The organism is Bradyrhizobium sp. HKCCYLRH3073, assembly GCF_051167995.1.
In the GTDB taxonomy this organism is placed as follows: Bacteria; Pseudomonadota; Alphaproteobacteria; order Rhizobiales; family Xanthobacteraceae; genus Bradyrhizobium.
This window is the reverse complement of the sequence record NZ_JBNPUD010000003.1, coordinates 491,990-518,371: the sequence shown is the minus strand read 5'-3', so window position 1 is coordinate 518,371 and position 26,382 is coordinate 491,990. Positions and strand designations below refer to the sequence as shown.

Below are 26,382 nucleotides of genomic sequence, written 5' to 3'. Positions count from 1 at the left end.
ATTTCGGCGGCTGGAAGGATTCAGCACCCGGCCGGGCACAGACCGCGAGAGGGCTGATTTGCCCGACGGGTCGGCTATCGTGATGCTCAAGGGACAATCTGAAGAGGAAAGCAGGCTGATGTCACTCTCTCATCTCTATGACGACGCGCTGGTCTATGCGGCGAAGTTGCACCGGACCCAATTGCGCAAGGGCAGCATGGTGCCCTACATCGCGCACTTGCTCAGCGTCTCCAGCCGCGTGCTGTCGGCGGGCGGCAGCGAGGTGCAGGCCATCGCCGGCCTGCTGCACGACGCCGCCGAGGATCAGGGCGGACAGGCCACGCTGGACGAGATCCGGCGGCGATTCGGTGATGGCGTCGCAGAGATCGTCGCGGACTGCACGGATTCCTGGGTCGATCCGAAGCCCGCATGGCGCCCGCGGAAGGAAGCCTATCTCGCCAAGCTGCCGCTCAAGCCGGCGTCATCGCTGCTGGTGTCGCTCGCCGACAAGGTCGACAATGCCGAGGCGATCGCGCGCGATCTTGATGAGGTCGGCGACGCGGTGTGGCAGCGCTTCACCGGCGGAAAGGATGGGACGATCTGGTACTACCGCACGCTGAGCAGCATCTTCGATCAGGCGTTGCCGGGATCGTTGGCGCGGCAGCTAGCGCAGACGGTGGGCGCTTTTCCGTCCTGACACTTTGGACAGCGCGGGCGCTGATCTTTCACCGGATTGGCAGATGACAACTTCAGATCTATCAGCTATAGACCAGCCATGATCACCGTCGCCACCCATCGTTTTGGTCGTTGGACGCACCGTAGCTTGCGGGCGGCGGGAGGATCACGCGCAATCTGATGATGTGCAGTCTTTGATCCGAACAGCCGCCAGGAACCTGGCGGCTTTTTTATTGCCGGCAGGTTCTTTCTTTTCAAGGGAGCCCGCCATGCCGAGCACGACCGACGAGCAGAGTGTCAGCGCCATCGGGACGCGTGGATTGCGTGGTGTCGCGCATGCGCCGCGGATCTTCGAGCGCGGTCGCGATCACGCCGCGCGACTTCCTGCTTCGCCGAATCTTGGGGCCAACGTCTACTACTTGCCGCAACCGATTGTTGGTCACGGCAGCTCTGGGCCCGTGCCAAAATCGGTGCTTCGGCTCTGGTTGGCGCGCTTGCGCGAGCGCCGCCGCTTCGCCAGGGAGCTCCCCTGGCTCGCCGATGAAGTGCTGGAGGACTACGGCATGACACGCGATGAAGCGCGGCGGCTGTGCCGACGGCCGTTCTGGCGTGCATGAGCATTGCTGGCTGAACTGTCACCGCGAGTTTCAAGCACCGGTGTCGCCCCGGGCAAGCCGGAGCGGCGCAGAGCGCCGCGCAGGCGCCGACCCGGGATTCACGCCGCGGCGGATGTGGTGGGACGAGATCCACGGACGTTCCGCTACACGACATCCTGTGGTTATGGATCCCCGCTTTCGCGGGGATGACGACCGAGGCAAAGGCGGCAGCGTCGTCTCCACCTCGCGAGGGCAGGCAAGCGGGCCGTTGATGTTTGTCGGGCGCAGGGCAGGTCAGGTGTGCGTCATTTGCGAGGGGCCGTTGCGCCAAAGCAATCTCGATGTTGTGGAGATACACTGGATCGCGTCGCTGCGCTCGCGATGACGGCGCAGCGGGAGCGGGCGCACTATGTCCAACTAAGTCCGCGGCCGCCTCGGCGGACGCTTCACCGGATGCAGCCGCGGCGCCCGAGCCACGCGCGGTCTCAGACGCGTCGCGGCCGCGCGTTTCGGCTTGGCGGGGACCTGCGGTCTTGCCAGTTCCATCAACATCCGCAGCGCCTCGATCACCGAACGTGTCCGGACGGTGCTGCGGCCGATGGCACCGAAGCGGTGCTCGCGGTGAGTGATGCGGCCGTCGCGGGCGGCGACGGCGAAGTGGACGAGGCCGACGGGCTTGCCGGGGGTGGCACCGCCGGGGCCGGCGATGCCGGTGATGGCGACCGCGAGGTCGACGTCGGCGCGTTCGAGGGCGCCGACGGCCATCTGGATCGCGGTCTCCTTGGAGACGGCGCCGAAGGTCTGCAAGGTCGAGGCTTCGACGCCGAGCATCGCGCGCTTGGCCTCGTTGGAGTAGGTGACGAAGCCGCGGTCGATGACGTCGGACGAGCCGGGGATCTCCGTCAGCGCGGCGGCGACCAAGCCGCCGGTGCAGGACTCGGCGGTCGCGATCATCAGCTTGCGCGACCGGCAGAGGTCGAGCAGCGAGCGGGCCAGCGCGCTGGTGGAGCCGATTTGACGTTCGCTCGCCATCTGCAGCGTTTCCTCGATGCCGATCGAGACCTCAGGAAGCACCACCAAAGCGATGGCGTTCGAAAAGTTCGAGGTGGCGCCGCGAGCTTCGCCTCTCCCCACCCTAGCGAAGCTTCGCTTCGCCCTGACGGGGCGAGGGAGCGCACCGCGCTCGCGGTGACAACTCGATTCCAAGGTCCAGAGATCAGTTTGATCTCGTGTCTCAACTCAGCAGTCGATGTCTTCTTCGGGCATCGACTGCTTCCATCACTTGCTCGCCGGGACTCCCGTCAAACATTCCACGGCAGCCGGATCGTCGCGCTTGCCGTGGCGGCGATGCCTTCCTCGCGGCCGGTGAAGCCGAGCCGCTCGCTGGTGGTGGCCTTCACGGCGATGCGCGAGAGGTCGACGCCGGTGATCTCGGCGATGCGGGCGCGCATCTGGTCACGCAGCGGGCCGATCTTCGGCCGCTCGCAGATCATCGTGACCTCGAGATTGGCGACGCGGCCGCCGCGCGCCGTGACGCGCTCGATGGCGTATTTGAGAAACTGATCGGAGGAGGCGCCCTTCCACTTCATGTCGGAGGGCGGAAAGTGCGAGCCGATGTCGCCATCGGCCAGGGCGCCCAAAATTGCATCAACCAGAGCGTGCAAACCGACGTCGCCGTCGGAGTGGGCCAGGAAGCCCTTGCTATGCGGCACACGCAGGCCGCACAGCCAGACATGGTCGCCTTCGCCGAAGGCGTGCACATCGTAGCCGGTGCCGGTCCTGATGTCGCCAAGGGTGGCAGCGAGGCGCGCTTCCTCGCGCACGAAATCTTCCGGTGTGGTGAGCTTCATGTTGGCAACATCGCCCTCAAAGGTCGCGACGGTCAATCCCGCCCATTCCGCAATCGCCGCATCATCTGTGAACTCGGTGAGGCCCTCGCGCGCGGCGCGGCGATGCGCCTCGAGGATCGTCTCGAACTTGAAGGTCTGTGGCGTCTGCGCGATGCGCAGATTCGCGCGCTCCGGCGTCGCGGTGATGTCGCCGCCCGTTCCGACCTCCTTGATGGTGTCGGTCACCGGCACGACGGGAATCGCCGCACCGGTCTTGCCGGCCGCGACAATCGCGCGCGAGATCACGGCCGGCGTGACGAACGGACGCGCGGCATCGTGGATCAGCACGATGTCGGGCTTGTGCGGCGCCAGCGCTTCCAGGCCTGCCAGCACCGAGGCCTGGCGCGTTGCGCCACCATGTGCGGGGACCTCGTGGCGCAGGCCTGATACGGCAGCATTGAAGATGTCGATGTCATCGGGATTCACCACCGGCTGGACCACCGCCACCTCGGGATGATCGGCGAAGGCGGCGAGCGCGCGATGGATGACGGTACGGCCGCCAATCGTGCGGTACTGCTTCGGACCACCGGCGCCGGCGCGCAGGCCGCGTCCGGCCGCGACGAGGATGGCTGCAGTCCGCTGAGAAGTCGTCATGGGAACAGGATATCGATGCTGATGAAAGACCAGGGTGAGGAGATTTGCCGGCTTCTTACATCTGCAGAGGATGTTAAGCGAGCAGGATCACACATGACTTGAGCGGCGACTGCGACCGCGACGCGTTCGTAAGGCGCCGTGAGGCACTTGAAGGCCGATCCGCTGCTGCGAACCGCCGTGGAGCCATGCAAAAATCCGGCGGCTCAAGGGTTTACCATGACTGCCGAACAAGCATATTTTGCTGCACTGCACTTGAAATACTGATCGTTTTGGCTAAAGTGTAGGCATGGCGCTTGACTGCCCAAGATTTGTGCTTGAGAGTGCAGCGCAGACGCGATGATGCGTCCAAAGAGCTTTAAGAGTCGTTCGTGACCGGTCCGGCCAAACCACCAGCCAAAGCCTTGAAGATAGGCGACGTTTCGCTCGCCAACCGGGCCATTCTGGCGCCGATGTCGGGCATCACCGACGCGCCGTTCCGCCGACTCGCGGCCGAGCTCGGCGCCGGTCTGGTGGTGTCCGAGATGACCGCGAGCGACGATCTCGTGCGCGGGCGGTGGATATCCCGGTTGCGCTGCGAGGCCAGCGGCATCGGGCCACATGTCGTGCAGCTCGCCGGCTGCCAGGCGCATTGGATGGCGGAGGGCGCCAGGGTCGCCGAGGACGGCGGCACCGATATCATCGACATCAACATGGGTTGCCCGGCGCGGCATGTCACCGGCGGCCAGTCCGGCTCGGCCCTGATGCGCGATCTCGATCATGCGCTGACCTTGATCGAGGCGACGGTCGAGGCCGTCGATGTGCCCGTGACCCTGAAGATGCGGCTCGGCTGGGACGAGCGCAGCCTGAACGCGCCGGAGCTGGCGCGCCGCGCGCAGGCCGCGGGCGTGCAGCTGATCACGGTGCATGGCCGCACCCGGCAGCAGTTCTACAAGGGCGAGGCCGACTGGAGCGCGGTGCGCGCGGTGAAGGACGCCGTCGATCTGCCGGTCGTCGTCAACGGCGACATCACCACCTACGAAGACGCGCGCGAGGCGCTCGACGCCTCCGGCGCGGATGCCGTGATGATCGGGCGCGGCGCGCAAGGCGCCCCCTGGCTGCCCGGTCAGATCGGCCGCCAGCTCAATGGCGGGGCGGAGGAGGGCGCGCCGGAGCTGGCGCAGCAGCTCGCACTGCTCACGGCGCTCTATGACGAGATCTGCCGCCATTACGGCGAGCGTGTCGGCCTGCGCCACGCCCGCAAGCATCTCAGCTGGGGGCTCGACGTCGCCGCCGAGCACGCCCGCGCGCCGGCCGAAAAACTGAAGGCCTGGCGCGACCGTATCCTCACGTCCGAGCAGCCGTCTTTGGTGCATCGGGCGCTGCGTGACGCTTTCGACGATTTTGCCTGGAGTGCAGCCGCATGAGCTCAGCCGCAGAACAGCGCAAGCGACTTCCGTCGGATGGCGACGCCATCCTCAACGCCTTGCCCAATCCGGTTCTCGTCATCGGCCCGGACGGCATGATCATGGACGCCAACATGGCGGCGGAATCGTTCTTCGATTCCTCGACGCAGTTTTTGCAGCGGCAGTCGCTGAAGAAGCTGGTGCCGTTTGGCAGCCCGCTCCTGGCGCTGATCGACCAGGTCCGCACGACGAGCGCGCCGGTCAACGAGTACAAGGTCGATCTGGGCACGCCGCGCACCGGCGCCGATCGCCTCGTCGACCTCCACGTCGCGCCGCTGCCGGAGCGGCCCGGCCACATCGTGGTGATGCTGCAGGAGCGCACCATCGCCGACAAGATGGACCGCCAGCTTACCCATCGCAGCGCCGCGCGCTCGGTGATCGCGCTGGCCGCGATGCTGGCGCACGAGATCAAGAATCCGCTGTCGGGCATCCGCGGCGCCGCGCAGCTCCTGGAGCAGCAGGCCTCCTCGGAGGACCGCATGCTGACCCGGCTGATCTGCGACGAGGCCGACCGCATCGTGACTTTGGTCGACCGCATGGAGGTGTTCGGCGACGACCGCCCGGTGGCGCGCGGGCCGGTGAACATCCACTCCGTGCTCGACCACGTGAAGCGGCTGGCGCAATCCGGCTTTGCCCGCAACATCCGCTTCGTCGAGGATTACGATCCGTCGCTGCCGCCGGTGCTCGCCAACCAGGACCAGTTGATCCAGGTGTTTCTCAACCTGGTCAAGAATGCCGCCGAAGCGGTCGTCGACCTCGGCTCGGATGCGGAGATCCAGCTCACCACCGCGTTCCGCCCGGGCGTGCGACTGTCGGTGCCCGGCAAGAAGTCGCGGGTGTCGCTGCCGCTGGAGTTCTGCGTCAGGGACAACGGCCCCGGCGTGCCGGAAGACCTGATGCCCAACCTGTTCGATCCGTTCGTGACCACCAAGCCGACCGGAAGCGGCCTCGGACTTGCATTGGTCGCGAAGATCGTCGGCGACCATGGCGGGATCATCGAGTGCGAGTCGCAGCCGCGCAAGACGACCTTCCGGGTGCTGATGCCGATGTACAGCGCAACCAAACAACCAGACCAAAGCAATCGCGATGACGTTTCGGGGACGCCGTTGCATGCCTCACAGGGATCAAATTGAGGACCACCTATGCCTGCAGGTAGCATTCTCGTTGCCGATGACGATACGGCCATCCGCACGGTCCTGAACCAGGCGCTGTCACGCGCCGGCTATGAGGTGCGGCTGACCGGCAATGCCGCCACCTTGTGGCGCTGGGTGAGCCAGGGCGAGGGCGATCTCGTCATCACCGACGTGGTGATGCCGGACGAGAACGCGTTCGACCTCTTGCCGCGCATCAAGAAGATGCGGCCGAACCTGCCGGTCATCGTGATGAGCGCGCAGAACACCTTCATGACCGCGATCAAGGCCTCGGAGCGCGGCGCCTATGAGTATCTGCCGAAGCCGTTCGACCTGAAGGAGCTGATCGCGATCGTCGGCCGCGCCCTGGCCGAGCCGAAGGAGCGGGCGGCGAGCCAGCCCGACGACGGCGAGTTCGAATCGATCCCGCTGGTCGGCCGCTCGCCGGCGATGCAGGACATCTACCGCGTGCTGGCGCGGCTGATGCAGACCGATCTGACCGTGATGATCTCTGGCGAGAGCGGCACCGGCAAGGAGCTGGTGGCGCGCGCGCTGCACGACTACGGCAAGCGCCGCAACGGCCCGTTCGTCGCGGTCAACATGGCGGCGATCCCGCGCGACCTCATCGAGTCCGAGTTGTTCGGCCATGAGCGCGGCGCCTTCACCGGCGCCAACACCCGCGCCTCGGGCCGCTTCGAGCAGGCCGAGGGCGGCACCTTGTTCCTCGACGAAATCGGCGACATGCCGATGGAGGCCCAGACGCGGCTTTTGCGCGTGCTGCAGCAGGGCGAGTACACCACAGTCGGCGGCCGCACCCCGATCAAGACCGACGTGCGCATCGTCGCGGCCTCCAACAAGGATCTGCGCATCCTGATCCAGCAGGGGCTGTTCCGGGAAGACCTGTTCTTCCGCCTCAACGTCGTGCCGCTGCGGCTGCCGCCATTGCGCGAGCGCATTGAGGACCTGCCGGATCTGGTCCGGCACTTCTTCGCGCTGGCCGAGAAGGACGGGCTGCCGCCGAAGAAGCTCGATGCCGCCGCGCTGGAGCGGCTGAAGCAGCACCGCTGGCCGGGCAATGTCCGCGAGCTGGAGAACCTCGCCCGGCGTCTGGCGGCGCTGTATCCGCAGGACGTCATCACGTCATCGGTGATCGACGGCGAGCTGGCGCCGCCGGCGGTGACCACCGGCTCCAACACGCCGACCTCGATCGACAATCTCGGCGGCGCCGTGGAGGCCTATCTGTCCTCGCACTTCCAGGGCTTTCCCAACGGCGTGCCGCCGCCGGGGCTGTACCACCGCATCCTCAAGGAGATCGAGATCCCGCTGCTGACGGCGGCGCTGGCGGCGACGCGCGGCAACCAGATCCGCGCCGCCGATCTGCTCGGCCTCAATCGCAACACGCTGCGCAAGAAGATTCGCGACCTCGACATCCAGGTGTATCGCAGCGGCGGTTGACGGTTATTTGATACCTTTGAAGCGGACTCAAGCCCGCCTCAGGTAAGAATTAATGTAGACAAATCCGCGACGCGCTCCCGCGCCGCGGATTTGTCGCAATTTGGCAACAGCGTGGTAGGAATGCATCAGTCCGATTCCCGGACGTGCCGCGTTCAGCATCACCCACCTTGCCGGAATGACCAGCGCAGAGACATCGGCCACCCCCTTCGATTCGTCGTCCACCGAGGGCCGGCGCTGGACCTGGCGCACCTGGCTGGCGCCGGTGGCGGTGGCGCTGGCGCTGCTGTCGGCCTTCCTCACCTTCATCGTGCTGGTCGGGCTGACCCCGGTCGAGCCCACGACGGACGTCGTCAAGACCTTCTACCTGATCGACGCCGGAACGATCCTGGTCCTGGTCGGGATCATCATTCGCGAGGTCTGGCAGGTGGTGCAGGCCCGCCGGCGCGGCCGGGCGGCGGCGCGGCTGCACGTCCAGATCGTCAGCCTGTTCTCGGTGATCGCGGTGCTGCCGGCGGTGCTGGTCGCGGTCGCGGCCAACGTCACCATCGACCGCGGCCTCGACCGGCTGTTCTCCGGACCGGCCAAGGTCGCGATCCAGAACTCGCTGACCATCGCGCGCGCCTACATGCAGGAGCATGCGCAGTTCATCCGCGGCGACATCATTGGCATGGCCACCGACATCGCGCGCGCCAGGCCGCTGTTCGACCAGGATCGCGCCAGCTTCCGCGAGCTGCTCACCACCAGCGCCGCCTCGCGCAACCTGCCGGGCGCGATGATCATCGACAAGAACACCAACCCGATCGTCTGGGCCGAGACCGGCGGGGTCCAGCTCGCCTATTCGCCGCCGGCACCCGAGTTCCTCAACAATGTCCGGGAGGAGGAGCCCGAGATCGCGGTCCTGCCGGAGTCGAACTACGTCGCCGCGGTGATCCGACTGCGCGCGTTCAACGACACGTTCCTCTATGTCGCGCGCCCGCTCGATCCGCAGGTCGTCGAGCAGCTCAAGCAGACCGAGCTGTCGGTCGCCGAATACGCCCAGGTCGAGGCGCGCCGCTTCGGCATCCAGATCGCGTTCGCGCTGATGTTCGCGGTGATCGCGCTGACCATCCTGATGGCCTCGGTGCTGATCGGGCTGAACTTCGCCAACTGGCTGGTGGCGCCGATCCGGCAATTGATGAATGCGGCGAACACCGTGTCGACCGGCGATCTCAACGTCCAGGTGCCGGTGCATCGCTCGGAAGGCGATCTCGCCCAGCTCGGCCAGACCTTCAACAAGATGACGCAGGAGCTGCGCACCCAGCGCGACGAGCTGGTCAGCGCCAGCGACCTGATCGACAGCCGGCGCCGCTTCATCGAGGCGGTTCTGTCGTCGGCCTCCGCCGGCATCATCGGCGTCGATGCCTCGGGCAGCGTCGGCATCCTCAACCGCTCGGCCGAGAAGCTGATCGGACATGCCGAGCAGGAGGTGCTGGATCATCCGCTCTCCGACGTGCTGCCCGAGCTCGACGACATGATGAAGACGGCGCGCGAGGGCAAGCAGCGGCTGGTGCAGGGTCAGATCACGATCCAGCGCGACGGCCACGAGCGCAATCTGTCGGTGCGCGTCACCGCCGAGCAGACCAACCAGGCCCGCGACAGCTACATCATCACGCTCGACGACATCACCGAGCTGGTGTCGGCGCAGCGCACCTCGGCCTGGGGCGACGTCGCGCGCCGCATCGCACACGAGATCAAGAATCCGCTGACGCCGATTCAACTCTCGGCTGAACGCATCCGCCGCAAATTCGGCAAGGTCATCACCGAGGACAAGGCGGTATTTGAGCAATGTACCGAGACGATCGTGCGGCAGGTCGACGACATCAGGCGAATGGTCGACGAGTTCTCGCGGTTCGCGCGGATGCCGAAGCCGGTGATGGAAGGCGAGGACGTCGCCGACACCGTGCGGCAGGCCGTGTTCCTGATGAAGGTCGCGCATCCCGAGATCGACATCGAGACCGAGATCAAGCAGGACCCCTTGCGCGCGCAGTTCGATCGCCGCCTGATCTCGCAGGCGCTGACCAACATCATCAAGAACGCCACCGAGGCGATCGAGGTGGTGCCCGAGGCGGAGCTCGGCAAGGGCCGAATCGATGTCGTCGCCTCGCGCGAGGGTGAGGACGTGCTGATCGACGTCATCGACAACGGCATCGGCCTGCCGAAGGTGGCGCGGCAGCGGCTGCTCGAGCCCTACGTCACGACGCGCGCCAAGGGCACCGGCCTCGGGCTCGCGATCGTCGGCCGCGTGCTGGAAGACCATGGCGGCAAGCTCGAGCTGAAGGACGCATCCGATTTTCGTCCCGGCCAGCGTGGCGCCTGGATGCGGCTGCGCTTTGCCGTCTCCGGCCAGGCCGCCAAGACGGGCGCGAAGGAGCAGGCGGCGGCGTCTGACAATGCGCAGAAGACCGAGGCCGGCGGCGAAACCGCCGACACGGTTCAAACGACCAATGATGAACCAAAAATCCAAGCCGCGACCGGCAGCTGACGAGACAGGCGTGACCCATGGCGAGTGATATTCTGATTGTCGACGATGAAGCCGATATCCGGGAGCTGGTCGCCGGCATCCTGGACGACGAAGGCTTCACGACGCGAACCGCGCGCGACAGCGATTCGGCGCTCGCGGAGATCACGAGCCGCCGTCCCAACCTGGTGTTCCTGGACATCTGGCTGCAAGGCTCCAAGCTGGACGGTCTGCAGCTGCTCGAGCAGATCAAGAAGGACCACCCCGACCTGCCGGTGGTGATGATCTCCGGCCACGGCAACATCGAAACGGCGGTCGCCGCGATCAAGCGCGGCGCCTATGACTTCATCGAGAAGCCGTTCAAGTCCGACCGCCTGATTCTGGTCGCGACGCGTGCGCTGGAGAATTCGCGGCTCAAGCGCGAGGTGCGCGAGCTGAAGCAGCTGGCGCCGACCGCGAGCACCATGACCGGTCGCTCGCCATCGATGAACCAGCTGCGCCAGACCATCGAGCGCGCCGCCAAGGCCAACAGCCGGATCCTGATCGTCGGCCCTCCCGGCTCGGGCAAGGAGCTCGCCGCGCGGTCGCTGCACGCGCAGTCGCCGCGCTCCGAAGGCCCGTTCGTCGTCATCAACGCCGCCGCGATCACGCCGGAGCGGATGGAGGAGGAGCTGTTCGGCATCGAGCAGTCCAATGGCGAGCAGGCGCGCAAGACCGGCGCGCTCGAAGAGGCCCACGGCGGCACGCTGTTCGTCGACGAGATCGCCGACATGCCGCGCGAAACGCAGAACAAGATCCTGCGCGTGCTGGTCGACCAGACGTTCCAGCGCGCCGGCGGCACCACCAAGGTGCACGTCGACGTGCGCATCATCTCCTCGACCGCTCGGAATCTCGAGGAGGAGATTGCCGCCGGCCGTTTCCGCGAGGATCTGTATCACCGTCTGTCGGTGGTGCCGATCCGGGTTCCGCCGCTGTCGGAGCGCCGCGAGGACATTCCCGAGCTGATCGACTATTTCATGGACCAGATCTCGGTCACGACCGGCCTGCCGAAGCGGCAGATCGGGCAGGACGCCATGGCCGTGCTGCAGTCGCATGTGTGGCCCGGCAACGTCCGCCAGCTCCGCAACAACGTCGAGCGCGTGATGATTCTGGCCGCCGGTGGACCGGAGGTGATCATCACCGCGGACATGCTGCCGCCGGATGTGGGATCGATGGTGCCGGCGATGCCGACCAGCAACAATGGCGAGCACATCATGGGACTGCCGTTGCGCGAGGCACGCGAGGTGTTCGAGCGGGACTATCTGATCGCCCAGATCAGCCGCTTTTCCGGCAATATCTCGCGCACCGCCGAGTTCGTGGGCATGGAGCGGTCTGCCCTGCATCGCAAGCTGAAGGCGCTCGGCGTCGGCTGAGGCCTTCGGCTCGGCCAAACTTGCCGACTGGACGAATTTACATTGGAAAATTCGGCGAGTTCCGGAATTTTACGGATGAATCCGGGTCTTTTGGAACCGGCTTCCCTGCAAGCGGCTTGCCTAATATGCTCGCCTGTCTTCTAATCCGGCATCCCGTGGTCCCTCGAGGGGGATCTCAATGGACCATGGGTCACCTCGATGAATCCGGGGCCTGCGATCGGGTCATCGAAGGTTCAATAAGAAAAAGCACAAGACTGCGAGATAACAACAATGGCGGCCGACCGCGCACAAAACCTACAAGACACCTTTCTCAACCATGTCCGCAAAACCAAGACGCCGCTCACGATCTTCCTGGTCAATGGCGTGAAACTGCAGGGGATTGTCACATGGTTCGACAATTTCTGCCTGCTGCTCCGGCGCGACGGTCACTCGCAGCTCGTCTACAAGCATGCGATCTCCACCATCATGCCGGGAGCGCCGATCCAGCTGTTCGAGGGTGGCGAGGACGCGTCTGCGTGAGTCTGACCTGACGTGAGAGTGACCTGATTGGAACCCCGCGATCGCGAAGGGACCATCGGCCTGTCGAGGCCGGATGACAACAAGGGGACCGGGCTCGTCATCGTGGTCGGCCCCTACTTGCGAGCGCGCCGCGGCGACGATGGCGCGCAAGCAGGCCAATCCGACATGCGTGATTTCGAGGCGCGGATCGACGAGGCCGCCGGCCTCGCGCGGGCCATCGAGCTGACCGTGGCCGAGGCCATTCTCGCGCCGATCGGGCAGATTCGCCCCGCGACCTATCTCGGCAAGGGCAAGGTCGAAGAGATTGCCGGCGTGATCGCCGGCCATGGCGTCGAGCTGGTGGTGATGGATTGCGCGCTCTCGCCGATCCAGCAGCGCAACCTGGAGAAGGCCTGGAACACCAAGGTGCTCGATCGCACCGGCCTGATCCTCGAGATCTTCGGCCGCCGCGCCAAGACGAAGGAGGGCGCGCTGCAGGTCGAGCTCGCGCATCTCAACTATCAGCGCAGCCGTCTGGTGCGGTCCTGGACCCATCTCGAACGCCAGCGCGGCGGCTTCGGCTTCATGGGCGGTCCCGGCGAGACCCAGATCGAGGCCGACCGCCGGCTGATCGGCGACCGCATCACGCGGCTCGAGAACGAGCTGAAGAAGGTCCAGGCGACGCGGCGGCTGCATCGCGCCGGACGCCAGCGCGTGCCGTATCGCGTCGTGGCGCTGGTCGGCTACACCAATGCCGGCAAGTCGACGCTGTTCAATCGCCTGACGCGCGCCGACGTCCAGGCCGCCGACATGCTGTTCGCGACGCTCGATCCGACCTTGCGCGCGATCACGCTGCCGCATGGCGGCAAGGCAATGCTGTCGGACACCGTGGGCTTCATCTCCAACCTGCCGACGCAGCTCGTCGCCGCCTTCCGCGCCACGCTCGAGGAGGTGCTGGAGGCCGACGTGATCCTGCACGTCCGCGACATGTCGCACGAGGATGCCGAGGCGCAGCAGCACGATGTCGAACTGGTGCTGAGCCAGCTCGGCATCGATCCCGAAGCCACCGACACCATCATCGAGGTCTGGAACAAGATCGATCAGCTCGACGCGGCTGCGCGCGAGAACCTCGCCAACATCGCCGCGCGGCGTCCGCCGGAGCGGCCTTGCCTGCTGGTCTCGGCCGAAACCGGGGAGGGCGTCGACGCGCTGCTGCAGACTATCGAGGACCGGCTCGCGGCGGCGCGCACCACGTTGGACCTCACCATCGACGCCGCCGACGGCGCCGGCATCTCCTGGCTGCACCGCAATGCCGAGGTGCTGGCCAAGGAGCTGCACGAGGGCCATTACGACATGACCGTGCGCGTCGACGCCACCAAGCGCGACATCGTGGTGGAGCGCTATCACGGCGTGCCCCGGGTTGCGTAGAATAGTAAAGGTATCCAACCACTATCGATTGCCACTCGATCGAGTGCGCAACCATCCAAATCAACTGATTTGAGCGCTTATTCGCTATATTCTTTGAGCGTCTCCGGCGGCCGCTTAGTGGGCCACCATCAGCTTCATCGCGCAGCAAAATCAAACAGATGCAGCTGATTCAACGGCTCTAACAGCCATCTCGGCTCACAGACGCGGATGACTTTACAGACAAAAAACTTACAACTAAAACGTGTCAATCATAATATTGATTTGTATCAATAGCGGCCGACGGCCACGCCGTTCAGAAGTGCCTTTCGTTCAAATGAGATTATTTTGTCGAGCGACATGCGGGTTGCGCGTATGGCCTCAAGAGAAAAAATCCGACAGAGTGTCCGAACCTCGATCTTTATGAGATCGATTGGTCACTGTGAATACGGTGCTTGTGGGGAAATCGCTGCAAGATGGTCCAATGGGCACATCGAGATGATCGGCGAACTCTGCCACATCCTGCCGGTGAATGATGGCAGTCGATCCGAATTCAAAGCATCGTTTCCGCACGTCGATCTCGATTCTGAAAACAACTTGATGCTGCTTTGCCGAAAGCACCATCACCTGATCGATCAGGAAAAACCGAGCGAATACCCGCCGGCGATCCTCTTCCAGATGGTCATGAACAAAGCTCGTCACGTCGCTAGATTCGTAGATGACTTGTTTCAGAGCAGTCCATTCAGGTTCGACCACCACGAGTTGGCGCAAGATGTCAGGGTCGGTCGAATCTATGACCTGATGAATGAGGCGACCCTGAGCGGACCAAAAGAGGGGCGCAGTCTTCTCCGGGAGGCAGAGCGTGTTCTAGGCGATATTGCGCTCAACCCGTTGGTCGAAACTGCCGTGCAATGGGTGGAGTTGGCGCGACTTGAACTCAAGACGACGTCGTTGGAGAACGACTATTCTTCGTCTCGATGGGAGAAGGGTCTGCAGGCGAGCACCGCTCTGCTGAGAAAGATAGCAGACGCGCGAAAGGTGCCCGTCGCGGTTTCGCTTATGCTGCTTTTCTTAAGGGATGAGTACAGCGTATTCGATACGCAAAAGAAGCTCACATTGGCAAAGGCTCTGAACGACAAGCTCGATTCAGTTAGTGCTTCAGCTGAGGATCAGGACGCCTTGGCCTATATCTTAATAGTGAAGTCAGCCGTCGTCAGGTGGCGAGGCCGCTTGCAGCGACTTCAATCACACCAAGAGAGTTCGTTCAGCGAAGCTGAACGCTGCGCGAAACGTAGCCTGTCTCTCGTCAGATCCTCGTCGGCGTTGCTGCAGTCTTTGCTCGTGGAATACTCGAAGGCAAGATTGCTCCCGCTGAGGTCGGTTGCGGAGTATGATGAACGGATAGCCGCTATAGGCCAGAGTTTGGAGGGCCCCGAACTTCTAGAATACGGCGCGTCTGCAAAATATCGTCCAATCTTCTATCGGCAGACATTTCAATATACCAAGTCGATAGACGCATTTTGGAAGGGCATCGATTTCGGATTTCGTCCTGCGTTGAGCCGAGTGGCGTACATCATAGGCGAGGCGTCGACTGCTGCATATTCGCAGGATCGAAGCAGGGGATTGACCATTGTGAATGACGCGCTCTCGTTTCTTTCGGAGTCATTGCGTCAGGGCTTCGACCATGCCCACAATTTCAAGGCTTGGATTGCTTGCAGGTCCATCGTGGATGAAGAGTGGTTCGATGTTAACCTGTTATCTAAGTTTGAGACTGACCTCGAAGCTCCAAACCAACTCGCAAACATCTTGACTGATGCGCGACGGCGTTTTTTCGGGCAAGACGCATTCGGCCACGACGTGCTCTTCGGTGTTGATGAAGCGGAGTTCTGGACGATGCTAGGTACCTTAACTGCTCGTTGTAGATCTGATCTGGATCTCGCAATGCGGTTTTTCGAACGCGCCAATCGCTATGGAGGGCATAAGTTTCCGATACATGCTGCACGTGTGCGGGCCTGCTTGCATGTAAAGCGTCTGGAGGAAGCACGGGCGCACCTAGTGAGGGCACGGAGCGTGGCAGGCGCGCGATATGGGAGCGCGATCGCTGATCTGGAAGCGTCCCTCGCCAGATTGGAAGATTTACCGGGTCTGTCCCGAAGCTCGGCATGATTCATTTCATACCTCATGTTCAACTGGCCTTCTCCGTGTCGTTCCATAGTTGTCGACATCTTCAGGCAAGGACCACTTCCAGAGTGGCCCCGTCAGCAGGGACGAGCTCGATGTAGGCAAAGAGAACTGATCGCCGCGCCGGGGCAGACCGCGCCGTTTGGTCGCGCCCGATCGAACTAAAGCGGCGTGATGTCCACATGCAGCACCGCGGCGCGACCGCCATCGACGGCTGCGACGCAGCGCTCGATCGCCGCATCGAGGGCATCGGGATCGTCGACCCGCTCGCCATGGGCCCCAAATGCGCTGGCGATGTCGGCGAGACGGCGCTGCTCGTCCTGACGGCCGGTGCAGAGCCGGGACAGAAACGAGTCCGTCCGCTGGGCCGTGCCATCGGGATAGACGCGCTGAACCGACGCCTTCACCGCCTGCCATCCGTTGTTGTCGAGGATCACGGTCAGGATCGGGAGCTGGTATTGCTGCGCTACGGCGTAGACGGAATCCGGTGCGGCGAAATGGTAGGCGCCGTCGCCGACGATCTGCACCACGCGCGTCGAGGGATCGGCGAGCTTGAGCCCGAGCGCCATGCCGCCGCTGAAGCCGAGGCCGCCGCCAGCGAGGCCCACATAGGTCATCGGCCTGGTGCGGCGAAGCTGCTGCTGCAGGAGCGGCGCATTGCGGACCGCCTCGTTGACGACGATGTCGTCCTCCGACAGATGCGCCTGCAGCCGCGCGAACAGATAGGCCGGGTTGATCGCGCCGGTCCAGCCCTTCTGGCCCGCCGCGGCGGTGCGTTTCGCCTGTGCCGCCTCGCGGGCCGGCTGCCAGCTCGCGATCCGATCGCGCACTTTTCTCAGATACGCATCGTCGGCACGGGCGACGACGATCTCCAGGACTTGGCGGAGAATGACGGCCGAATCGCCCTGAATGCGAAGGTCGGTGGCAAATCCCCACATCGGGATGTCCGCCTTCAGGGCGTCGATGTCGATCTGGATCCAGCGCAGCCGATCGGCCGCCTTCAGCATCTGTGGAATGAAGGGCACGTCGATGTCGATGAGCAGTCCGAGGTCGGCGCCTGCGATGAGCGCGGCGGGGTCGGCGCCCGCAAAGCAGGGGGAGTCCTGGCAGATGTTCATCGTGACGGGATTGAACTCGGCGACGCGGATGCCGCACACCAGCGCCAGCCGCTCCATGACGGAAACCGCCTCGGCGCTGCGGCCGAGATAGGCGGTCAGCGCGATCGGATTGTCCGCCTTCATCAGCGCGTCCGCGATCGCCTGCGCCCGTTCCGGCTCGATGCCTCCCGCTTTGACGCTGCCATAGCGCGCGGCCGGGTAGGCCGGCATCGCCTGCTCGTCCCAGGTCTCGGCCAGGGTTTCCCGCGGCAGCATCATGTAGACCGGGCCGGGCGGATCACTGTGCATGAATGCGGCGGCGCGGGCCACCGCCTCCTTGACGACGACGCCCGACGGCAGCGTGTATTCCCATTTGACATAGGGCCTGATGACGCTGCCCTGATCGAAACTCTCCTGCACGAAGTGGACGTAGGTGTCACGTCCTCCCGGCAGCTCGCCATGCAGCGCGAACGGAGCCCGCCCCGCGAACAGCAGCACAGGAAGCCGGTAGCGAAAGGCATTCTGAATGGCCATGCACGCGTTCGCCGTGCCGGCATCGACGTGGACGAACACGGCCTGGCCGCGGCCGGTCGCACTCGCATAGCCCATCGCCATGTGCACCGCGACCACCTCGTGGGGGCACAGGATCACCTCTGGGTGCCGTCGGCCTTCGCTGTCCCAGCGCGCAAGTTCCTCGATCAGCGAGACATGATCGGTGCCGAGATTGGCAAAGATGTAGTCGACGCCGATCTCGACGAGCGCCTCGAGGAAGTAGTGCGCGGTGGTGTGGCGGGTCATGGCGCGGTGGCAAGGATCAGGCGACGACGGCATTGTCACGGCGCACGGCCTCAGGCTGGGTTGTGAGGCCGCGCAGGCGGCCCAACAGGTCGTCGGGCTCTTTCGGTGCGGCCATGCCACGCCAGGCGATGTGGGAATCCGGCCGCACCAGCAGCAGGCTTTCGGCAAAGCCATAGCCGGCCGCGGCCCGGTCGACGTCGACCACAGTTAGGGGAACGCCATGCCGAGCTGCGGCCTCGACGAGCGCCGTGACATCGACGGCCGGATCGAACCGGACCAGCGTGTAGGCCGGGCCGAGCGCATCCAGCAGCGATCGGCCATCGGCGAGCCACACATGAGGGGCGCGTGCGCCCGGCACCGTGGACGCAGTGAAATGGCCCATGCCGTAGGGCGGCGGCGTCTCGCCATCGTACGAAATGGCCGGTGACCGGTCATAGTAGTAGCCGAAGTTCAAGCCGGCGCAGCAATATTGCTGCACGTTGAGATCGTAGGCGGCCTTGCCGACCTTGCTACGCGCCGCGTCGCCGACGGGGCCCTCCATTTCGACCTCGGCAGGCACGGCGCGCCGCTGGCTCATCACGGCGAGCGCATGGTTCATCGCGAAGTGCGACACCTGCTCGGTAATCGGCTGACGCTCCGCCTCATAGGCGTCCAGCAGGGCGGGGGCAGCCCAGCCGTGCAGCACGCCGGCGAGCATCCAACACAGGTCGACCGCATCGGCGATCCCCGCATTCATGCCGTAGCCGGCATAGGGAATCCACAGATGCGCGGCATCGCCACAGATGAAGGTGCGGCGATCGCGGAAGCGGTCCGCCACCAGGCGGCGTCCGATCCAGTCCTCCTTGCTGATGATCTCATACTGGAAACGGTCGTCGACGCCGAGAATGGTGCGCAGCGCCCAGTCGCGATCGACACTGTCGAATTCGACTTCCTCGGCCGCGAGGTGGTTGTGGATCAGCCAGTTGTCGCGGCCGTCGATGGAGACGGTAGTGCCGCAGCGCCGCGGGTTGAGCGACATCGTCATCCAGGCCGGCTTCTGGGTGATCAGGTCCTTCAGCGCGGGGGCACGGATGTAGGTCGACTGCACCCGCTGTACGACATCGGTGCCGCCGAGCCGTGCGCCGATCAGCTTGCGCACCGCGGAGCGGCCGCCATCGCAGCCGATCAGATAATCGGCCGAAATGGTGATGTCCTGGCCGGTGTCGAGATCGCGCGCCCGCGCGACCACGCCGTCTTCATCCTGGTCGAACCGATCGACCTCGACGCGGTTGAGAATCGTGATGCCGCGTTGCGCCTCGGCGCAAGCGAACAGGATGGGCTCGAGATAGATCTGGTTGATGCGATGGGGCGGCTCGGGCGTCGGCCAATCGGTGTCGGGTCCACCGGTCGCCGTATAGCGATCCTGGCGGGACGGAATCGGAATGCGGGTCAGCTCGCGGCCGACGACCGCGGTGCGATAGGCGCAGTCGTTGGGAAAGTCGGCCGGCAGGCCGCCTTCGCGCACGTGTTGGACGATACCAAGGCGGCGGAACACCTCCATGGACCGCGCGGAAACGTGGTTGCACTTCACGTTGGGCGGCTCTCCGGCGCGCCTGATCTCGGCGACGACGACGTCGATGCCGCGCGAGGCAAGGTCCATGGCGGCGGTCAGCCCGACCGGGCCGGCACCCACGATGAGCACCTGGGTTTGAATCGTCTTCATGTCAGTTCTCTTTTTAATTTGAACCTAGGCACGCTCGGCTGTCGAAAGCGTGTCCCGCTGCGCGTCGCCGGCGCTCGGAAGACTGCCGCGCATGCCAAGGACGGCAAGGCCGAGGATCACCAGTGCCGAAAACAGCTGCGGCACCGCGCTCGCCTGAAACAGCGACGACACGTCCCATTTCGCCGCGAGCATCAGCCCGCCGAGCGTGACGCCGAGGATCGAGCCGAAGCGGCCGATGCCGAGCGCCCAGCCGATGCCGGTGCCACGGATGTAGGTCGGATAGATCCGCGCCGCGTAGGCGTTGCAGCCGATCTGTCCGCCGATCACGGCGACGCCGGCGATGAAGACCGCGGGCACCAGGATCGGCAACGAGGCGCCGGCGATGCCGATGGTGATGATCGAGAGGAAGCCGGCGACGTAGGTCGCGAACAGGACGCGATCGAAGCCGAACTTTTCGATCAGCAGGCCGAGCCCGACGGTGCCAAGCATGCCGCCGAGCTGGAAGGCGATGCCGACGGCGATCGCCGCCTGGACGTCAAGCCCGACACCATGTGTGAGCGTCGGCAGCCAGCTGTTGAGGAAATAGATGTCCATCATGTTCATGAAGAACATCACCCACAGCAGCAGGGTCGGGAGCAGGCGCCGCTTGGTGAACAACTGCGGCAGCAGGAAGCCCTTGCCGCTCTCCTCGACGATCGTGAACCGCGCATCGGCCGGAAGCTGGGCCGTGGGATCGATGCGCGCCAGCAACGTGCGCACGCGTTCGCTCCTGCGCGGATCGAGCGCCATCAGCGAGAGCGATTCCGGGAGCCAGACGATCAGGACCGGACAGAGGATGAGCGGCAGAGCGCCGCCGATGAGAAAGATGATCTGCCAGCCATAGGCGGTGATGAGCTTGGCCGCGACCGCTCCGCCGATCGCCGACCCCAGCGACACCGTCATGAACATCAGCATGATCAGCAAGGTCCGGCGACGCTGCGGGGAATACTCTCCAGTCAGCGCGATGGTGTTGGGCAGCACGCCGCCGAGCCCGAGGCCGGTGAGGAACCGAATGATGACAAGGTCGGAGACGCTCGTGGCCTGGGTGGTCGCCAGCGAGCCTAGCGCGAACACGAGAACGCCGGCCACCACCAGCCATTTGCGTCCGAGATAGTCGGCCAGCGCGCCGAACACCAGCGAGCCGATCATCACGCCGAACAGGGACGCACCGAACACGGGCCCCAACGCGCCCGGCGCCAGATGCAAATCCTTGCTGAGGGCAGGGGCGACGAAGCCGAGCGCCTGGGCATCGAAGCCGTCGAGCCCGACGACCAGCGCGCACAGGCAGATCACCCGGATCTGGAATCCCGACAGCGGCCGCTCGTCGACGTAGCGCGTGAGATTGATCGCCTGCGTCAAATGTCCCTCCCCATGTGCTTGTTGTTGCCGGGCCGCTTCGCCGCTCCGGCTGTTTGCAAATATGTTGCATGATCAAACTCTTTCGATTAGCCACAAAATTCTCATTCATTCATGAGGAAAGCTAATGCCCCCGACCCTGCGGCAACTGGAGGCCCTGGTCCTGGTGTATCGGCTCGGCAGCATCACCAGGGCGGCCGCCGAGCTGCGCGTCACGCAGTCGGCGATCAGCCTCTTGATCCGGCAGATCGAGGAGAACTTTCAGCTCAAGCTGTTCGAGCGCACGACGCGGGCGCTGCATCCGACGGCGGCCTGCCGCGAGGCGATCACCGCTGCGGAGCGCATCCTGGCGGGAGCGCAGGGGCTGTCGCAGCGGATGCGCGACCTTGCCGAGATCAAGGCCGGCCGGATTTCCATCGCGGTCTCAGCGGGCGTGGCGTCGGCGCTGCTACCACGCGTGTTCGCGACCTTCCGGTCGCGCCATCCCGAGGTGAGGATCGACCTGCGTGATGTCGCGCCTGACGAGCTGCTCGCGATCGTGATGGCCGGGCAGGCGGAGTTCGGCCTCGGCAGCGTCGAGGACGAGGGCGTGCCGGAGGTCCGGATCGACACACTGATGCAGAGTCCGCTGTCGGCCATCGGCATCAAGGACGGCCGGTTCGAGAAGCACCGCCGCCTGACGTGGGACGGCATCATGAGCTCCGAGCTGATCACGATGCGTCACGGCACGCGGATCCGCAGTCAGATCGACGAGGCGCTGGCGCAGACGGGGCGGGCGCTGAAGCCGGCCTGGGAGGTGTCGCTGATCACCACCGCGCTGGCGCTCACGGCGGAGGGCGCAGGCCTGAGCATCCTGCCCGCGCACATGCTGCCGAAGGCACAATTTCCGACGCTCGTTGCCATCCCCCTGTCGCAGCCGACGATCCATCGGCACGTCTCGCTCTTGAGCCGCGCCGATTTCGGATTGTCGCCCGCCGCGCAGCGCTTCGTCGAGATCGCGAAGGCCGTGCTGTCGCGCAAGGGCGGCTGATCACGGCTTCGGAGACGGGGGACGCTCCTTCTCCAGTCGCTTCGCCTCGTTCCACAATTCGTCCATCTCGTCGAGCGAGGCTTCTTCGAGGCTGCGGCCCTTGGCCGTCAGCGCCTGTTCGATGTGCGCGAAGCGGCGCTCGAACTTGGCGTTGGTGCCGCGCAACGCGGTCTCCGGATCGACATCGGCATGGCGGGCGAGATTGACCAGCGCGAACAGGAGATCGCCGGTCTCTTCGGTCAGCTCGGTCGCATCTCTGTTGTCGAGGGCGGCCTCGATCTCGTCGGCCTCCTCGCGGATCTTCTGCAACACGGCACGCGGATCGTTCCAGTCGAAGCCGACGGTCGCGGCCTTGCGCTGCAGCTCCATCGCGCGCACCAGCGCCGGCTGTCCGGCCTTGATCCCTGCCAGCAGCGAGGACTTGCTCGTCCGCTCCTCGGGCGGGCGGCGCGCGGCGCGCTCGGCCTTCTCCTCGGCCTTGATGCGGTCCCAGGTGCCCTTGGTGGGCTGGGTGACGTTGCCGTCCTTGTCCGGGAACACATGCGGATGGCGGCGGATCATCTTCCTCGTGATGCCCTCGACGACGTCGCCGAACGCGAACGCGCCTTGCTCCTCGGCGATGCGGGCGTGATAGACCACCTGCAGCAGGAGATCGCCGAGCTCCTCGCGCAGATCGTCGATGTCGTCGCGCGTGATCGCGTCGGCCACCTCATAGGCTTCCTCGATGGTGTAGGGCGCGATCGTCTGGAAGGTCTGCTCGACGTCCCACGGACAGCCGGTGACCGGCGTGCGCAGCGCCGCCATGATCTCGATCAGGCGGGAGATGTCGCGGGAAGGGATCATGGGCAGGTCCTGACAGCATCGTTCGATCCTGTCCTGTATGCCCCAAGCGGCGCGCGGCTCCCAGCAAAAAGGCCATGACGCGGGATCGCTCCGCAGGTTGGCCCGACCCATCGATGATGCTAAGCGGGAGCCATGAATGAGCAGGACACAACGGCCCTGGTGCTGTTCTCGGGCGGGCAGGATTCCACGACGTGCCTGGCCTGGGCGCTCGACCGCTTCGCGCGCGTCGAGACGATCGGATTCGCCTACGGCCAGCGCCATGCGATCGAGCTCGCCTGTCGCGACCGGCTGGTCGAGGGTATCGCGCGCCTGCGTCCCGACTGGGCGGCCAAGCTCGGTGACAGCCAGACGCTGGACATTCCAACGCTGGCTGCGATCTCCGAGACGGCGCTGACGCGCGACGTCGCAATCGAGATGGGCGCCGACGGCCTGCCCAACACCTTCGTGCCGGGCCGCAACCTGGTGTTCCTGACCTTCGCGGCGGCGCTCGCCTATCGCCGCGGCATCCGCCACATCGTCGGCGGCATGTGCGAGACGGACTATTCGGGCTATCCGGACTGCCGCGACGAAACCATCAAGGCGCTGCAGAACGCGCTGAGCCTGGGCATGGCGCGCGCGTTCGAGCTGCACACGCCGCTGATGTGGCTGTCGAAGGCCGCGACCTGGCAATTGGCGCACGATCTCGGCGGCACCGGCCTCGTCGACCTGATCCGCGACCAGTCGCACACCTGCTATCTCGGCGAGCGGGGGGCGCGGCACGATTGGGGCCATGGCTGCGGGCAGTGTCCCGCCTGCGAGCTGCGCGCCAAGGGATGGCGCGAATACATCGCGGCGGGCGGGCCATCCTGAATCGGAAGCGGGGCCCTCGGGCCCCGCGGAGAGTTGCGCGACAGGCGAGCGCTCAGGCGGCTTCGGTGTCCGACGGCTCGCGCTGGCTGACGATGACGAGATCGGCATCGGCGACGTCGTGGCCGTCATCGGCCTGGTTGGCGGCAGCGGAGGCCGCCTGCGCAACGAGACGCGCAGTGATCTCGTCCTTGGCGTCCTTGCCGCTCTTCTCCCAGGCGGGTGCGTTCAGCACCACGATGTCGTCGTCCTCCGCGGCATCATCCTGATCGGCGGGCACGATCGATGGCGACTTCGCCGGAGTATCGACGACACGCAGGGTCGGGGCCCCGGCTTCGACCGGCTCGTCCTCGGCTGAAGCCGTTTCGTCTTCGGCCATTTCGGGCTGGGCCGGCTCGACGGGCGCGGTCTCTTCGGCGGAGGCGTCGGTTTCGGCGCTCGCCATTGCCTCAGCAGCTTCGGCGGGCTGCTCGGCGGCCGCGGCGGGGCTCTCTGCGGCAGGCGCCTCATCAGCCGGCGTGAGGCCGAGATGCTGCGAGATCTCCTTGATCACGCGGTCGATCGCCACCAGCACGCGATATTCCGGGATCGAGGCCATGTGCTGCTCGAACCGGTTGCGCGCATATTGCAGCGAGTCGATCACGTCGGTGGCGATGGAGGAGCCCGACGCCTCGGTGCCGTGCAGGGCGCCCGCGGCCTTCTCGGTCGAGCTTTCGATCAGCAGGAAGGCCTCGTATTGCGGAATCGATTTGAGCTTCTCGTGATAGTCCTGGCGCACGCCGGCGAGCGTGTCGACGATGGTGGCGAACTCTGGCGCGGGCATTTCGACGTCCCCCTCAACTTCAGCAAAGAAGATGCGGGACGCTACGGACGCACTGATGAATGTTCAATTTCGAACGAATACGGCTGTTCGCGGCATGAATAGCCGGCCGTTAAGACCGGCCCACCAAAAGCAGGATCGCCCGCTCACCGGGCATTAAGCATTCTTACGACGCGCACGAAGGGCTCAACCGACGAAATCCTCGGGCTTGAGCTCGATCGGCCTGCCATGCGGGGTGCGATCGGCAGCGTGATCCCAGGCATCGCGGTAACGCGTCAGCGCGTCCGCGGAGGTGACGCCCTTCTCGGCGACGAGCCGCTCGAGCGTCGCCAGCCAGTGCCGGTAATAGGTATCGCCGCAATCGGGATCACCAGACGCTTGCGCGCGCGAAATCTCCTCGGCGAGCGCAGCCGCCCATTCGGGCCAGGTGAAGAGGCCGCGGGCGTGCAGCGTGACGGCCATCGCGAAGGCGTGCGCTTCCCACGGCTCGCGAAACACGGGCCCACTGTCATCGACGGGAATGCCGGGCAGGGCGCGCGTCGCCGCGACCGCCGCCTCACGGTCCGGTGTCATCGGGCTGGCTCCAGATAGGGCTCGAAGGCGTCGACCGTCACCTCCAGCAGCGGATCGGGCGCGTCGGCCCACAGCTCGGCGCCGCTGAACGACACCGTGTAGAGCCATTGCGGGTCTTCGCCGCCGCCATGGGCGTTGCTGTCGGGAAACACGTGCACGCCTCTGACCGCCTCGATGCGGCCGAGATGGCCGCGCACGTAGCGCGGCAGCCGCGTGTGCGTCGCCGGATGGATGTCCTTGGCGCGCACGCGGTCGCCGACGGCGAACCGCGCCGGCTTGGTTTCCGCGCGTTCGGTCGGACCGCCGCGACGCAGGGTCGCCGCGACGGCATCTGCAGTGAGGATCCTGGCGACGGGCCTGGCCGGATGCAGCACCTTGCCGGCGGCGATCTCATCGGCGTCGACCAGATGCCGCTCCTGCATCAGCCGTTCGATGCCCGCGAGCCAGATCTGGTAGTAGCTCATGCCGAGGTAATCGTCCGGCGAACGGTTCTCGCGCGCGAAGCGCGACATGTCGATGTTCCAGCCGCCGGGGGTCGCCATGGCCAGCGTCATGGCGAACGCGCGACGCTCCCATTCGGCGTGAAACACCGGCTCGTTCGGCTCGGGGCGGACCGGACCGAAGCCGGCGACGCCGCCCATGTCATGCGCGCCATCCATCAGCTACCGACCTCATGCGGTTGCTTCGGCAGCCCGGTGCCGATCATGCTGTCGCGCGTGACGAGTTCGGCGAGCTGCTCCGCGCTCCAGCCGTCGGTCCCCGCGGGACGCATCGGCAGCACGAAATAGCGGACCTCGGCGGTCGAATCCCACACCCGGATCTTCGTCGTCGGCGGCAGCTCGAAGCCGAAATCCTTCAGGACGCCGCGCGGATCCTTCACCGCCTTGGCGCGATAGGGCGCCGATTTGTACCAGACCGGCGGCAGGCCGAGCACGGGCCACGGGTAGCAGGAGCACAGCGTGCACACGACCATGTTGTGCAGATCCGGCGTGTTCTCGACCGCCACGATGTGCTCGCCCTGGCGGCCGGCATAGCCGAGCTCACCGATCGCCGGCGTGGCCTCGGCAAGAAGGCGCGCCCGATAGGCGGGATCGGTCCAGGCCCGCGCCACGACCTGGGCGCCGTTGCGGGGACCGACCTTGCTCTCATAGGTCTCGATGAGCACGTCGAGCGCAGCAGGATCGATATACCCCTTCTCGGTCAGGATGCTTTCGAGCGCGCGAACGCGCAGATCGGTCTCGGACAGGTCCGAGTGATCGTGCGGATGGTCGTGATGGTGATCGTGATCCGTCATGACTCAACCATAGGCGTAATCGGGCACCGCTGTCGAGCCGAGGTGGCTCCCTCGGTGCGTGCCGCCGTGTTCAACGGCCGCCGCAGCCGTGCGGCGGTCAAAATGCCGAGCGTTGCGTCCTCGGCCGTTGACGCGACGGCGCGGGACGCAGATGTGATCGGGGTCGCTCCATTGCCGCCATCCCGGGCTGTTCAAATCGGGGCCCAGATATGGTTCGTAGGGCCTACGTTGT

General features: G+C 65.4%; 22 protein-coding genes. 12 read left to right on the top strand and 10 right to left on the bottom strand.

Features of this window, described 5'->3' with window-relative positions:
- Positions 1-118 precede the first annotated feature (118 nt).
- Both ACQR1X_RS10075 and ACQR1X_RS10070 read left to right on the top strand, forming a co-directional pair.
- Positions 119-676, top strand: a complete 558-nt coding sequence (locus ACQR1X_RS10075) for an HD domain-containing protein (RefSeq protein WP_434846847.1) — start codon at positions 119-121, stop codon at positions 674-676.
- 247 nt (positions 677-923) lie between these two features.
- Positions 924-1,271 (top strand): DUF1127 domain-containing protein, encoded by a 348-nt coding sequence (locus ACQR1X_RS10070; protein ID WP_315799940.1) that lies wholly within the window; start codon positions 924-926, stop codon positions 1,269-1,271.
- A 396-nt stretch (positions 1,272-1,667) separates the two neighbouring features.
- Here the strand turns inward: ACQR1X_RS10070 and ACQR1X_RS10065 are convergent, their stop codons facing one another.
- Positions 1,668-2,282 carry a CinA family protein gene (locus tag ACQR1X_RS10065; protein WP_315799941.1) on the bottom strand — a complete coding sequence of 205 codons (615 nt, stop codon included), beginning with the start codon at positions 2,280-2,282 and terminating at the stop codon, positions 1,668-1,670.
- Positions 2,283-2,551: 269 nt separating this feature from the next.
- On the bottom strand, positions 2,552-3,733 hold the full coding sequence (locus ACQR1X_RS10060; protein ID WP_434898745.1) for a bifunctional 2-C-methyl-D-erythritol 4-phosphate cytidylyltransferase/2-C-methyl-D-erythritol 2,4-cyclodiphosphate synthase: 1,182 nt from the start codon (positions 3,731-3,733) through the stop codon (positions 2,552-2,554).
- A 401-nt stretch (positions 3,734-4,134) separates the two neighbouring features.
- Between ACQR1X_RS10060 and dusB the strand changes: the two genes are divergently transcribed.
- The 8 genes from dusB (at position 4,135) to ACQR1X_RS10020 (ending at position 15,737) form a co-directional block, all read left to right on the top strand.
- Positions 4,135-5,136, top strand: coding sequence for a tRNA dihydrouridine synthase DusB (gene dusB / locus ACQR1X_RS10055; RefSeq protein ID WP_434898744.1), 1,002 nt, complete (start codon positions 4,135-4,137; stop codon positions 5,134-5,136).
- Positions 5,133-6,308 (top strand): two-component system sensor histidine kinase NtrB, encoded by a 1,176-nt coding sequence (locus tag ACQR1X_RS10050; protein ID WP_315799943.1) that lies wholly within the window; start codon positions 5,133-5,135, stop codon positions 6,306-6,308. Before dusB ends, ACQR1X_RS10050 begins: the two co-directional genes overlap by 4 nt.
- A 9-nt stretch (positions 6,309-6,317) precedes the next feature.
- Positions 6,318-7,760, top strand: a complete 1,443-nt coding sequence (ntrC, locus tag ACQR1X_RS10045; protein ID WP_434889352.1) for a nitrogen regulation protein NR(I) — start codon at positions 6,318-6,320, stop codon at positions 7,758-7,760.
- Positions 7,761-7,935: 175 nt separating this feature from the next.
- Positions 7,936-10,281 carry an ATP-binding protein gene (locus ACQR1X_RS10040; RefSeq protein WP_434889351.1) on the top strand — a complete coding sequence of 782 codons (2,346 nt, stop codon included), beginning with the start codon at positions 7,936-7,938 and terminating at the stop codon, positions 10,279-10,281.
- A 17-nt stretch (positions 10,282-10,298) separates the two neighbouring features.
- Positions 10,299-11,669, top strand: a complete 1,371-nt coding sequence (locus ACQR1X_RS10035) for a sigma-54-dependent transcriptional regulator (RefSeq protein WP_315799946.1) — start codon at positions 10,299-10,301, stop codon at positions 11,667-11,669.
- A gap of 270 nt (positions 11,670-11,939) precedes the next feature.
- Positions 11,940-12,188, top strand: coding sequence for an RNA chaperone Hfq (gene hfq, locus ACQR1X_RS10030; RefSeq protein WP_006613906.1), 249 nt, complete (start codon positions 11,940-11,942; stop codon positions 12,186-12,188).
- A gap of 27 nt (positions 12,189-12,215) precedes the next feature.
- Complete coding sequence (hflX, locus tag ACQR1X_RS10025) at positions 12,216-13,595, top strand: GTPase HflX (RefSeq protein ID WP_434898743.1); 1,380 nt, start codon at positions 12,216-12,218, stop codon at positions 13,593-13,595.
- Between the two features lie 474 nt (positions 13,596-14,069).
- Positions 14,070-15,737, top strand: coding sequence for an HNH endonuclease signature motif containing protein (locus ACQR1X_RS10020; RefSeq protein WP_316178708.1), 1,668 nt, complete (start codon positions 14,070-14,072; stop codon positions 15,735-15,737).
- Positions 15,738-15,913: 176 nt separating this feature from the next.
- On the opposite strand, the gene ACQR1X_RS10015 is transcribed toward ACQR1X_RS10020, so the two are convergent.
- Genes ACQR1X_RS10015 through ACQR1X_RS10005 form a run of 3 tightly spaced genes read right to left on the bottom strand, consistent with a single transcriptional unit; the run spans position 15,914 to position 20,747 of the window.
- Positions 15,914-17,647 (bottom strand): thiamine pyrophosphate-requiring protein, encoded by a 1,734-nt coding sequence (locus ACQR1X_RS10015; RefSeq protein ID WP_434898742.1) that lies wholly within the window; start codon positions 17,645-17,647, stop codon positions 15,914-15,916.
- Positions 17,648-17,663: 16 nt separating this feature from the next.
- Positions 17,664-19,349, bottom strand: a complete 1,686-nt coding sequence (locus tag ACQR1X_RS10010; protein WP_434898741.1) for an FAD-dependent oxidoreductase — start codon at positions 19,347-19,349, stop codon at positions 17,664-17,666.
- Between the two features lie 24 nt (positions 19,350-19,373).
- Positions 19,374-20,747: an MFS transporter gene (locus ACQR1X_RS10005; protein ID WP_434898740.1), complete on the bottom strand. Its 1,374-nt coding sequence runs from the start codon at positions 20,745-20,747 to the stop codon at positions 19,374-19,376.
- Positions 20,748-20,871: 124 nt separating this feature from the next.
- Here ACQR1X_RS10005 and ACQR1X_RS10000 point away from each other — a divergent pair, with 124 nt between their 5' ends.
- Complete coding sequence (locus tag ACQR1X_RS10000) at positions 20,872-21,774, top strand: LysR family transcriptional regulator (protein ID WP_315799952.1); 903 nt, start codon at positions 20,872-20,874, stop codon at positions 21,772-21,774.
- Here the strand turns inward: ACQR1X_RS10000 and mazG are convergent, their stop codons facing one another.
- Positions 21,775-22,617: a nucleoside triphosphate pyrophosphohydrolase gene (mazG, locus tag ACQR1X_RS09995; RefSeq protein ID WP_434839889.1), complete on the bottom strand. Its 843-nt coding sequence runs from the start codon at positions 22,615-22,617 to the stop codon at positions 21,775-21,777.
- Between the two features lie 132 nt (positions 22,618-22,749).
- Between mazG and queC the strand changes: the two genes are divergently transcribed.
- Positions 22,750-23,466, top strand: coding sequence for a 7-cyano-7-deazaguanine synthase QueC (gene queC / locus ACQR1X_RS09990; protein WP_434898739.1), 717 nt, complete (start codon positions 22,750-22,752; stop codon positions 23,464-23,466).
- A gap of 52 nt (positions 23,467-23,518) precedes the next feature.
- Here queC and ACQR1X_RS09985 read toward each other — a convergent pair whose 3' ends face one another.
- From ACQR1X_RS09985 to nthA, 4 genes are all read right to left on the bottom strand, one after another.
- The gene (locus ACQR1X_RS09985; protein WP_316178719.1) at positions 23,519-24,286 is read right to left on the bottom strand and encodes a hypothetical protein; all 768 of its coding nucleotides are present in this window, start codon (positions 24,284-24,286) and stop codon (positions 23,519-23,521) included.
- Positions 24,287-24,469: 183 nt separating this feature from the next.
- The gene (locus ACQR1X_RS09980; RefSeq protein ID WP_315799956.1) at positions 24,470-24,856 is read right to left on the bottom strand and encodes a nitrile hydratase accessory protein; all 387 of its coding nucleotides are present in this window, start codon (positions 24,854-24,856) and stop codon (positions 24,470-24,472) included.
- Positions 24,853-25,515, bottom strand: a complete 663-nt coding sequence (gene nthB / locus ACQR1X_RS09975) for a nitrile hydratase subunit beta (protein WP_434898738.1) — start codon at positions 25,513-25,515, stop codon at positions 24,853-24,855. Before nthB ends, ACQR1X_RS09980 begins: the two co-directional genes overlap by 4 nt.
- Positions 25,515-26,150, bottom strand: coding sequence for a nitrile hydratase subunit alpha (nthA, locus tag ACQR1X_RS09970; RefSeq protein WP_315799958.1), 636 nt, complete (start codon positions 26,148-26,150; stop codon positions 25,515-25,517). Before nthA ends, nthB begins: the two co-directional genes overlap by 1 nt.
- Between the last annotated feature and the right edge of the window lie 232 nt (positions 26,151-26,382).

Excerpts from the sequence above, each read along its gene's own strand:
- ACQR1X_RS09985 (WP_316178719.1), bottom strand. The coding sequence starts at position 24,286 with ATGCCCGCGCCAGAGTTCGCCACCATCGTCGACACGCTCGCCGGCGTG.
- ACQR1X_RS10035 (WP_315799946.1), top strand. The coding sequence starts at position 10,299 with ATGGCGAGTGATATTCTGATTGTCGACGATGAAGCCGATATCCGGGAG.
- nthA (WP_315799958.1), bottom strand. The coding sequence starts at position 26,150 with ATGACGGATCACGATCACCATCACGACCATCCGCACGATCACTCGGAC.
- nthB (WP_434898738.1), bottom strand. The coding sequence starts at position 25,515 with ATGGATGGCGCGCATGACATGGGCGGCGTCGCCGGCTTCGGTCCGGTC.
- ACQR1X_RS09980 (WP_315799956.1), bottom strand. The coding sequence starts at position 24,856 with ATGACACCGGACCGTGAGGCGGCGGTCGCGGCGACGCGCGCCCTGCCC.
- mazG (WP_434839889.1), bottom strand. The coding sequence starts at position 22,617 with ATGATCCCTTCCCGCGACATCTCCCGCCTGATCGAGATCATGGCGGCG.
- hfq (WP_006613906.1), top strand. The coding sequence starts at position 11,940 with ATGGCGGCCGACCGCGCACAAAACCTACAAGACACCTTTCTCAACCAT.
- ACQR1X_RS10000 (WP_315799952.1), top strand. The coding sequence starts at position 20,872 with ATGCCCCCGACCCTGCGGCAACTGGAGGCCCTGGTCCTGGTGTATCGG.
- ACQR1X_RS10050 (WP_315799943.1), top strand. The coding sequence starts at position 5,133 with ATGAGCTCAGCCGCAGAACAGCGCAAGCGACTTCCGTCGGATGGCGAC.
- ACQR1X_RS10015 (WP_434898742.1), bottom strand. The coding sequence starts at position 17,647 with ATGACCCGCCACACCACCGCGCACTACTTCCTCGAGGCGCTCGTCGAG.
- ACQR1X_RS10020 (WP_316178708.1), top strand. The coding sequence starts at position 14,070 with ATGATCGGCGAACTCTGCCACATCCTGCCGGTGAATGATGGCAGTCGA.
- ACQR1X_RS10075 (WP_434846847.1), top strand. The coding sequence starts at position 119 with ATGTCACTCTCTCATCTCTATGACGACGCGCTGGTCTATGCGGCGAAG.
- ACQR1X_RS10040 (WP_434889351.1), top strand. The coding sequence starts at position 7,936 with ATGACCAGCGCAGAGACATCGGCCACCCCCTTCGATTCGTCGTCCACC.
- ACQR1X_RS10065 (WP_315799941.1), bottom strand. The coding sequence starts at position 2,282 with ATGGCGAGCGAACGTCAAATCGGCTCCACCAGCGCGCTGGCCCGCTCG.
- ntrC (WP_434889352.1), top strand. The coding sequence starts at position 6,318 with ATGCCTGCAGGTAGCATTCTCGTTGCCGATGACGATACGGCCATCCGC.
- ACQR1X_RS10060 (WP_434898745.1), bottom strand. The coding sequence starts at position 3,733 with ATGACGACTTCTCAGCGGACTGCAGCCATCCTCGTCGCGGCCGGACGC.
- ACQR1X_RS10010 (WP_434898741.1), bottom strand. The coding sequence starts at position 19,349 with ATGAAGACGATTCAAACCCAGGTGCTCATCGTGGGTGCCGGCCCGGTC.
- ACQR1X_RS10070 (WP_315799940.1), top strand. The coding sequence starts at position 924 with ATGCCGAGCACGACCGACGAGCAGAGTGTCAGCGCCATCGGGACGCGT.
- queC (WP_434898739.1), top strand. The coding sequence starts at position 22,750 with ATGAATGAGCAGGACACAACGGCCCTGGTGCTGTTCTCGGGCGGGCAG.